Annotated in this window: 9 protein-coding genes; 4 read left to right on the forward strand and 5 right to left on the reverse strand. The window is 44.6% G+C overall.

Features of this window, described 5'->3' with window-relative positions:
- Nucleotides 1–20: 20 nt before the first annotated feature.
- The 4 genes from WHS38_11480 to clpS form a co-directional block, all read right to left on the reverse strand.
- A complete protein-coding gene (locus tag WHS38_11480; GenBank protein ID MEJ5301598.1) occupies nucleotides 21–1,358 on the reverse strand; it encodes a CoA transferase in 1,338 nt (445 codons plus the stop codon).
- A 421-nt stretch (nucleotides 1,359–1,779) separates the two neighbouring features.
- Nucleotides 1,780–2,508: a leucyl/phenylalanyl-tRNA--protein transferase gene (gene aat, locus WHS38_11485; GenBank protein ID MEJ5301599.1), complete on the reverse strand. Its 729-nt coding sequence runs from the start codon at nucleotides 2,506–2,508 to the stop codon at nucleotides 1,780–1,782.
- A gap of 8 nt (nucleotides 2,509–2,516) precedes the next feature.
- Nucleotides 2,517–4,817, reverse strand: a complete 2,301-nt coding sequence (clpA, locus tag WHS38_11490; GenBank protein ID MEJ5301600.1) for an ATP-dependent Clp protease ATP-binding subunit ClpA — start codon at nucleotides 4,815–4,817, stop codon at nucleotides 2,517–2,519.
- Between the two features lies 1 nt (nucleotide 4,818).
- Complete coding sequence (clpS, locus tag WHS38_11495; protein ID MEJ5301601.1) at nucleotides 4,819–5,139, reverse strand: ATP-dependent Clp protease adapter ClpS; 321 nt, start codon at nucleotides 5,137–5,139, stop codon at nucleotides 4,819–4,821.
- Nucleotides 5,140–5,290: 151 nt separating this feature from the next.
- Between clpS and aroC the strand changes: the two genes are divergently transcribed.
- Genes aroC through WHS38_11515 form a run of 4 tightly spaced genes read left to right on the forward strand, consistent with a single transcriptional unit; the run spans nucleotide 5,291 to nucleotide 8,848 of the window.
- Nucleotides 5,291–6,358, forward strand: a complete 1,068-nt coding sequence (aroC, locus tag WHS38_11500) for a chorismate synthase (GenBank protein MEJ5301602.1) — start codon at nucleotides 5,291–5,293, stop codon at nucleotides 6,356–6,358.
- Complete coding sequence (locus WHS38_11505; GenBank protein ID MEJ5301603.1) at nucleotides 6,355–7,617, forward strand: glycosyltransferase N-terminal domain-containing protein; 1,263 nt, start codon at nucleotides 6,355–6,357, stop codon at nucleotides 7,615–7,617. The genes aroC and WHS38_11505 overlap by 4 nt, the downstream gene beginning before the upstream one ends.
- A gap of 2 nt (nucleotides 7,618–7,619) precedes the next feature.
- Entirely contained in the window at nucleotides 7,620–8,417 is a 798-nt protein-coding gene (gene larB / locus WHS38_11510) for a nickel pincer cofactor biosynthesis protein LarB (protein ID MEJ5301604.1), read from the forward strand.
- Between the two features lie 5 nt (nucleotides 8,418–8,422).
- Nucleotides 8,423–8,848: a hypothetical protein gene (locus WHS38_11515; protein ID MEJ5301605.1), complete on the forward strand. Its 426-nt coding sequence runs from the start codon at nucleotides 8,423–8,425 to the stop codon at nucleotides 8,846–8,848.
- Between the two features lie 90 nt (nucleotides 8,849–8,938).
- Here the strand turns inward: WHS38_11515 and WHS38_11520 are convergent, their stop codons facing one another.
- On the reverse strand, nucleotides 8,939–9,241 hold the full coding sequence (locus tag WHS38_11520; protein ID MEJ5301606.1) for a hypothetical protein: 303 nt from the start codon (nucleotides 9,239–9,241) through the stop codon (nucleotides 8,939–8,941).
- Between the last annotated feature and the right edge of the window lie 290 nt (nucleotides 9,242–9,531).

Consider the following 9,531-nt stretch of genomic DNA (forward strand, 5'->3'; position numbering starts at 1 on the left):
TCAACATGTCTTTACCAGCATTAGTAAGCCAGCTTAAGTCCTCTTTTACCGTCCCAATCCGGTGGTGGACACACTGATGGAACAGCAGGATTCCACCTGAAAATAACCCCTTCGGCTTCGAGTTGCTCTACTTCCTTGGCAGAAAGTCCACACAGGGTGGCGAGCACATAGTAGTTGTCAAACCCGAGAGGACGCTGAGCCCATTTCAGGCGGCTGGGAGTTTCGCTCATTCTGGGTGGGTAGCAAGGTTCTACCATGGGGCCGTAAAGGGCATCGTCAAACTCCTGTATAGCACCACGTTTCCTGTAGTGAGGGCTATAATAGGCTTCTCGAGTTGTAATTACGTGTGATGCGGCAAAACCATACTGCTGACCAAGGGCTTCCACTTCAGCAACCTTCTTTGTTCTGGTCCATTCGTCAATAGCTTTGAGAATTACGGCAGCATTTTCTTCTTTCAGTCTGGTTACAGGATCTGCATACTGCTGGAACAGATCCATGCGGTTCATAGCTGTGCAAAGCCCTTTAAATTCTTCTTCGGTGAATGCAGCCAGAGCCACCCAACCGTCCTGACAGTCGAAAAGATCAGAGGGGCATATAGCCAGATCACGGTTTCCAGACCTGGGTCTATCTTGACCGGTCAGATATGTGTAAAGCCATGTCCAGTCAAGAAGCCGTATAACGTTTCCTGCCTGCATATAATCAATGAACTGCCCTTTTCCTGTGCGTTCACGGTAGTTCAAAGCCATAATAATTGCTACAGCACACATAAGAGCTGTCGCCCAGTCGGCGATCCAGACGCCGGATTTAATAGGACCTCTCTCTTTGAATCCAGTAATGGAAGAAAGTCCTCCCATGCTTTGAGCCACAGCATCATAGGAAGTTCTTCCAGTCCAGGGTCCCCAGCTACCGTATCCAGAAACATGGAGCTGAATAATTCCTGGATTAATCTTACTAAGTTCGGGATAGCTCAGCCCCCATGCAGCCATTCGACCTGGGGTCAAGTTATCAGCCACAACGTCAGCTTTTTTAACCATTTCGAGGAAAAGTTCTTTAGCTTTGGGATTTCCTAAATGCATCCCCACCCAGTATTTGTTGTGGTTTTGTTCTTCCATTCCAGGAGACATATTCTTCCAGAAGTAGGCATAGGGAGTTACAAAACGCATCTGATCTCCCTTCTGCCCTTCAAACTTGATGACCTCTGCACCAAACTCAGCAAGGTAATCCATAGCAGCCGGACCAAGAACAACGTAACAGACTTCAAGTACTCTGACCCCCTTAAGGGGTTCAGGCTTGTCAAAAAGTCGCCCACTGTTAACAAGTTTCTCCATCTCTTTTGCATACTTCTCAAGATGCTCCATAGGAACCCTCCGGTATAAATGTTAAAAGATTCACGGAAATATTTGTTAAAACAAAGCCCCTTGAAAAAAATCAAACCTGTCGGGAATCCCAAACAAACAAAAATTCCACTAATGCCTTAAAACTTAAAAATGGAAATGCTTGATTGTCACGGAACGCATTGAAGAAAAAAAACACCTGAAGCGATTAGCTCACTACTACCTCAGACGCAACTCGAAAGGAGGAATCATCACAGCGGTTAACTGCACCACCTCTTTATGAAAGCCAACCATTCTGAATAGGAAAGGAAATCACAACGATACCTTCTATCAGCAAGTTTGACATACGTCAAGAAAATTTTGTTATTTCAAACAAACGATTTATAAAGAAGTACGAACGGATCTCAGTTTATCCCTTCCAAGCATAAATATTTCCAAAAAGCTTTTAACATCCTTTAAGTAGGGGCTCTACAGCGTTAAGGCTACTTTCAAAATCCCTCTGCCAGCTTCCTTTTTTATGAGGATGTGAAACGATCTGGCGTAGTATTTCAAGGAAGGTTCTTCTTGGAATTTCTTCAGCTCCCATACGTATAAGATGATCAGTGGTCACCTGACAATCTATGATCTTAAAACCCCAGAGTTGAAGAGTTTTAGCGAGAAAAACCAGAGCAATCTTGGACGCATCAGCCATACGAGAAAACATGGATTCACCAAAGAAGGCAAGTCCAAGGGAAACGCCATAAAGTCCTCCAACCAATTCGTCTCCATACCAGGTTTCCACAGAGTGAGCGTATCCGAGGTTATGAAGCTTTTCGTAAGCCTCCACCATTTCAGGTGTAATCCAGGTGCCTATCCCCTTTTGTAAGCGAGTTTCTGCACAGGATCTGACGACCTGTGAAAAAGCCTCATCCATTGATACTCGAAAAACGCCTTTTTTTATTACTCGCTTTAAGCTTTTGGATATTTTGATCTTTTCCGGAAATATCACAAGTCTAGGATCGGGTGACCACCACAGGATAGGTTCTCCCTTGCTATACCAGGGAAAGATTCCCCAGGAGTAAGCCAAAATAAGACGCCGAGGCGAAAGATCTCCTCCTAACGCAAGAAGCCCATCAGGATCAGCATAGTCAGGGTGTGGAAAAACCAGGTCCCTACCAAGCCTGAAAACAGTCATGCCGTTCCTTACCTGGGTATGAATCTAAAGGCAAAGTTTTCAGTTCGATGCACTACACCATTGTTGTCTTCACCAGGAGATTCATCAATAAGAGTCACAATTACATGTCCACCATCTTTTATATCGCCAAACAGAAGTTCTTCCGATAGCGGATCTTTAATTTCTGCCTGAATTATTCTTCCAAGAGGACGAGCACCAAAAGCCTTATCGTAACCTTTATCTACAAGCCAGGATCTCACACCTTCAGAAATTTCAAGTGTAACCTTCTTCTCGGCAAGTTGAGCCTGCAATTCTCCTATAAACTTATCCACAATGCGTCCCATGATTTCGGGGGTTAATCCTTTAAAAGGTATAATCGCATCAAGCCTGTTCCTGAATTCGGGACTGAACAATTTTTCTATGGCTTTCATCCCCTTGTGAATTTGCTCTGCGGATTGATTCTGAGCAAAGCCGATGGATGAAGATTCCATTTCACGGGCTCCAGCGTTGGACGTCATAAGGAGTATAACATTACGAAAATCGGCTTTACGACCGTTGTTATCAGTAAGAGTTGCATAATCCATAACCTGCAAAAGGATATTGAAAACGTCTGGGTGAGCCTTTTCTATTTCATCCATAAGAAGCACACAATAGGGATGTTTACGGATAGCGTCTGTTAGAAGTCCTCCCTGATCAAAGCCGATATAACCTGGGGGCGCACCTATGAGTCGTGCTACAGCGTGTTTTTCCATATACTCGCTCATATCGAAGCGCAGAAAGTGAACACCAAGAATTCTAGCAAGTTGGCGAGCTACTTCTGTTTTGCCAACTCCTGTAGGACCTATCAGCAAGAAAGAACCTACAGGCTTATCAGGATGTCCCAAACCAGCTCTAGCCCGCTTAATCGCTCTAGTAAGCTGCTCTATAGCATCATCCTGTCCGAATATAACATCTTTAAGCCGCCGTTCCAGATGCTGAAGCTTTTCCTGATCTGACTCCGAAAGCGTCCGCGAAGGAATACGAGCTATTCTCGCTACGACCTCTTCCACATCTCTAACACCTACAACATGTCGCCTTCTTCGATCGCCCTTGATTTTAAGAACGGATCCGGCTTCATCAATCACATCTATCGCCTTATCTGGAAGATAGCGATCGGTAATGTATCTAGCCGACAGTTCCACCGACGCCCGAATAGCCGCATCGGTGTATTTTACTCGGTGGTGCTTCTCGTAATAGCTTTTAAGCCCTCTCAGAATCTTATAAGTCTCATCAATTGTAGGTTCAGAAATCTCTATTTTTTGAAATCTCCTGCTCAAGGCTTTGTCTTTTTCAAAATGATTCTTGTATTCTTCGTAAGTAGTAGAACCAATGCAACGAAGAGTCCCGGAGAGAAGAGCCGGTTTGAGGATATTGGAAGCATCGAGAGAACCTCCACTTGTTGCTCCAGCCCCCACTATCGTGTGAATTTCATCAATAAAAAGGATTGCTCCCTTTCGGGTTTTTATTTCATTGATAACCCCTTTAAGCCTTGCCTCAAAGTCTCCTCGAAACTTCGTTCCCGCAATAAGAGCTCCCATGTCGAGAGAATAGATTTCTACATTGAAAAAGCTTTCAGGCACTTCCCTGCGATAAATCTTAAGAGCAAGCCCCTCCACAATAGCCGTTTTTCCAACCCCTGGATCTCCAACAAGAATTGGATTGTTTTTTGTTCGTCGGCTAAGAATCTGGAGCATCCTCATAATTTCCTGCTCACGTCCTATGAGCGGATCAATGAGGCCTCGGGCTGCCTTTTCAACAAGGTTTACGGTGAAAGATTCAAGAGCACTTCGCTTAACGGCGGGTCTTCTACCGGTTATCGTATCGGGAACACGATCTTCATCCTCTTCCTCGTAGGTTCCAATTTTCGAAATTCCGTGGGATATGTAGTTCAACACATCAAGCCTTGTAACACCTTGGGATTTTAGAAAATAAACAGCGTGAGAATTCTCTTCAAAAAACATTGCAGCTAAAATGTCGCCCGATTCAACTTCTCGCTTTTCAGCATTTCGAGCATGCAAGATTGCTCGCTGAAGAGTTCTCTGAACGCTAAGAGTCTGAATAGGCTCCTTTTCCATGCCATAAGGAAGAGGATGCATCTTACGAACGAAGAAATCTTCAAGGTTTTCCTTCAAAAGCTGAATATCAACTCCGCAGTTGTAAAGGATTCGGCGCCCTGTGGAATCCAGAATAAAGGCGTAAAGGATGTGCTCAAGTGTAAAGAACTCATGCCTTCGTAGCCTTGCTTCGTTAATTGCTGTCGAAATAATGGCTTCAACTTCTTTGCTAATCATTTTAGGCTTCTTCCATACTGCATCTTAGTGGAAATCCGTGTTGCCTTGCCAGGCTATGAACGATTTCCACCTTCGTTTCTGCAATTTCTGCAGGATATACTCCGCAGACACCTATGCCATTGTAATGCACATGCAACATAATCCGGGTAGCTTCCTCCGAACTTTTGTTAAACACAGTTTTTAAAATTTCCACCACAAAGTCCATTGTGGTGTAATCATCGTTGTGTAAGAGCACTTTATACATCGGAGGTTCTTCGAGTTCTTCCTCTACGCCGCTCGACACCTGTCCCTCAAGTTCATCATCGTAATCCCACAGGGACATGGTAACCTATCCTCCTTCACAATGTTCCTTGTATTCGTCCTTTTACATTATAAGCTTACATGATAAAAAATACCGCTTCGGTTGATAGAGTCAAGAAACAAAGATAATTATGCCCTTGCCTATTTTGCCTTACACTGGAGGATTGTAGTCTATGGCAGGGAACAGTTTTGGCAGATTTTTTCGAGTAACCACCTGGGGAGAGTCTCATGGTGTGGCCGTTGGAGCCGTAGTGGACGGGTGTCTTCCCGGAATTCCGCTGTCCCAAGAAGATATTCAACGAGATCTGGATCGCAGAAAACCTGGAAGATCCACAGCCTCCACCACAAGAAAAGAAACCGACAGAGTAGAAATTCTTTCCGGTGTATTTGAAGGAAAGACCACAGGAACGCCCATTTCACTTATTGTTTATAACGAAAATCCCCGATCGTCAGATTACGCCCCTTTTGCAGATCTCTATCGCCCCGGTCACGCTGACCTCACCTATGACCAAAAATACGGCATAAGAGACTGGCGAGGCGGCGGAAGAAGCTCAGCTCGAGAAACTGTAGGTCGAGTTGCCGCAGGGGCTGTAGCTCGCAAGATGCTGGAAATGGCTGGTATCAGCGTCAAAGCATATACGGTTGCGCTTGGTGGTATCCACTGCAGCCGTTACGATGAAGAATTTATAGACCAAAATTCTCTTTATTGCCCTGACCCGGATGCCTTCCCCTTGATGGAACAACGCATTGAAGAAGTCCGCCGTAAAGGTGATTCCATTGGCGGTGTTGTGGAAGTGCGAGTTAAAGGATGCCCCCCGGGTCTGGGAGAACCGGTCTTTGATAAGTTAGACGCTCGTATAGCCTATGCGCTTATGTCCATAGGAGCCGTAAAGGGTGTGGAAATTGGAAGCGGGTTTAGAGCTGCAGAGATGCTGGGGAGTGAAAACAACGATCCAATAATCCCGGGCGGCTACGCATCAAACAACGCAGGTGGCATACTAGGGGGCATATCAACCGGCATGGAAATAGTGGTTCGAGTAGCCGTAAAACCTATCCCTTCCATTCGCATTCCTCAACAAACCATACGAAGAGATGGTTCCCACGCAACGATAGTCGTTGAAGGTCGCCACGATATTAGCGCTATTCCCCGTATTGTGCCCGTTTGCGAAGCAATGATTCTTCTAGTAATTGCTGACTTTGCTCTTCATCCAACGGTCATCAGAAAGGTCTTTCCAGCATGAAGTTCTTAGAACACTTTAGAACAAAGGAAGATCGAGCCTTCTGGTGGTTGCGTCTAAACGGAATAGAAAAGCTCGATTCACTTCTCAAACCAAGGATCGTCTTTAATGTGGCATCCCTTGGCGAACTAAACGGAGCCATACCGGTAGCACGGACTCTCCGTGAATTGGGCTTTTCCGGATCGATCATTCTGTCAGTTGGAACTCCTACGGCATTTCGCAAAGCTAGATTGTTGGAATCGTCAGAACAAGATTTGATTGCTGTTCCAGCACCACTTGAAATACCCCGCTCAGTATCAGCCTTTCTGAAAAAGATCCAGCCAGACCTTTTTGTTAACTTCGAAGCAGAATACTGGCCTATGCTTTTTGCTGGTCTAAAGGCAAGTAATGTGCCTGTAATTCTTGTCAACGGTCGTATTTCAAAAAGATCCTTTCTGATTTATAATCTTTTTTCCGGGACTTTTAGTCGGATCTTTCGGCAATTTGCCAGGCTTGGCATGATATCAGAAACACATCGCGAGCGAGCCATTAGACTTGGAGCACACCCGGGAGCGGTCTTTGTTACAGGAAGTTCTAAATATGATGATTTTTCAGTCCGCCGAGATCAAAAAAAAGACCTGTCAATGTGGCAGCAAAGATTAAAGACTGACTCAAAATTTCCAATCATCGTGGCAGGAAACCTTCGTGGTCGAGAATGTTTCATTGTGGTTAACACGATAAAAAAGCTATCTGGCTATTTCCCAAATCTCCTTGCCGTGCTTGCTCCAAGACATCTTTACAGAGTTAAAGAGATTTTCAAAGAAGCATCGGATATGGGATTTAATCCATGTTTTCTTTCTAGCTTAACTAATGGCAAGATACCTCTTACCAAAAACTTAACAGTTATTGTTGTGGACACCTTTGGCGATCTCTTTGACCTTTACGGCATTGCTGATATAGCTTTCTGCGGTGGGACATTTGAACCCATCGGCGGACATAACATTGTTGAGCCGGTAGTTTGGGGAAAGAAGGTTTTATACGGGCCTTTTATCCATAAAGTAGAAAGGGAGCATGAAGTATTGGAGAAATGGGGGATGGGAATCCTTTGTCAGGACCCCGATGATCTTCTAAAACAGTTGAAAATCGAGGTAGAAAAAGTGGATAGATGCAGGATGGGGGGTGTTGAAGACATTGTTCACCAAGCGATTGAAGAACTGTCAGGTGCATCTCGGATTTACGCTTCCTGGATAATCGAGTTAACGGAAAGACGGAGAAAAAATTAAGGATGGCAGACATCCGTAAGCTACTTGAAAGTTTCCGAGACGGTAAGGTTAGCGTCGAAACTGTTGTGGAATACATAAAGAAGCTGCCTTACGAAGAGTTGGTGGAAAAAACTACCGAGGGATCTTTAACCTTTGCCCGTCTTGATCACCACCGTATATTCCGCCGTGGAATTCCAGAAGTAATATACGGAGAAGGTAAGAGTCTAGAACACTTGAAATCTATTGTAGAAGCCATGGTAAAAACTGGGACAGACGTTCTAATCACAAGGCTTGAAGGCGAAAAGGCAGAAAAACTCTGTAAACAATTCCCCGAAGGAAAATACTCAGCAACCGCCAGAACATGGATTTTATCTCCGGCTGGAAACACTTCGAGGATTCCCGATGGATACGTTGCTGTTCTTACTGGCGGGACGCTTGACATTCCGGTGGCAGAAGAAGCTGCTATTACGGCGGAGTTTTTGGGAAGTTCGGTAAAGCGATTTTATGATGTTGGAGTAGCTGGCATTCACAGGCTGTTTGATATCATTGATGAAGTTCAAAAAGCCACTGTCTGGGTTGTTGTTGCCGGTATGGAGGGAGCTCTTCCAAGTGTTGTAGCTGGGCTTGTAGAAGGTCCCGTTATTGCCGTGCCAACAAGTGTTGGCTACGGTGCAAATTTTGGGGGAATCGCTCCCCTGTTATCCGCTTTAAACAGCTGCGCCCCTGGAGTCGTTGTGGTAAATATTGACAACGGCTTCGGCGGGGGGTATGTGGCATCTCTGATCCACAAAAGAATTGTTTGTTCAAACATAAGGAGGTAAGGCTAATGGGTAGAGACTTCAGACCTGACGGAAAAGAAGCAGCGGTAATTTCCCGCCTTGAACATGAAAAAGAAGCAATGAAGATGAAGGCTTTTCGACTTCTAAAAAAACATCTCGAGGAACTTAGTGATCGCATAACAACGCGTCTTATTGAAGTGAAGGCCATAGAAACCACCAGCAAGATCGAACTGGAGCGCCAGATAAACATTTGTCTGCAAACTTTGCTTACGTCCGAGGATGTGGATATTCAGTATCTAATAGCCCCTTTTCGCAACGTCGTTCCGAGACCTCATTTCATAAGCCTTTACGTCACGGCTTGGATTCTAGAAAAATTGATTAATCACAAATGCATAATTGAGATTTACGGAACGGACGAAGAAATTTACAGATACATCAACACTGAAGTTTCACGGCTTATACCCATGGAATAAAAATTTACTAGAAACACCAACAATCCCACTTCCTCTCACACCATCTAATCTAATAACAAGGTCAAATGATCCAGATGTCGGGTCATTTGCTTATTCCGAGAGAAGATCCATAAAATCTTCCTCGGTTAACTCTGCAAGAAGAGGATAGGGAGTAATGTCCTCTTCTTTAAGACGTTGCTCATATTGTTTGACCCTAAAAGGTTCGCTCATCTCTTCGACCCAAAATTTTCCTTCAAGATCCATATCAGAAAGGTATTCAAGCACTTTTTCTTCGGCTTCTTCCTCATCATCTGCCTGAACAAGTATAGGAGAACTATATCGAGTCACACCGTTAGATCTGTAACCAACGATAACCTCAAAAACATATACCCCTTCTTCAGGATCGAACAACATCTGCCACCTCCGTTTGGGAAAATCTAGGAAAGTAGGGGAAATTATAGGTCCCTACATCTAAAAAAGCGAAGTTCATTATCTAGGGTATTCCAAAAGACGAGTCAAGTAATCAAAAAATGGTTCTAAAATTTTTTCCATGCAGAGTTGTTCTGGCAATAGCCTCAGATTGGGACAGAGGCGGTCAGTTTGACTGATCCCCTCCCACACCACTCAGCATGCGGGTCCGCACCGGGCGGTTCGAGAAGTTGAGTCGAATTTACGCCACTTCGCCTTGATCACGAGAGCTTCGC

Source organism: Thermodesulforhabdaceae bacterium, assembly GCA_037482015.1.
Classification (GTDB): Bacteria; Desulfobacterota; Syntrophobacteria; order Syntrophobacterales; family Thermodesulforhabdaceae; genus JAOACS01.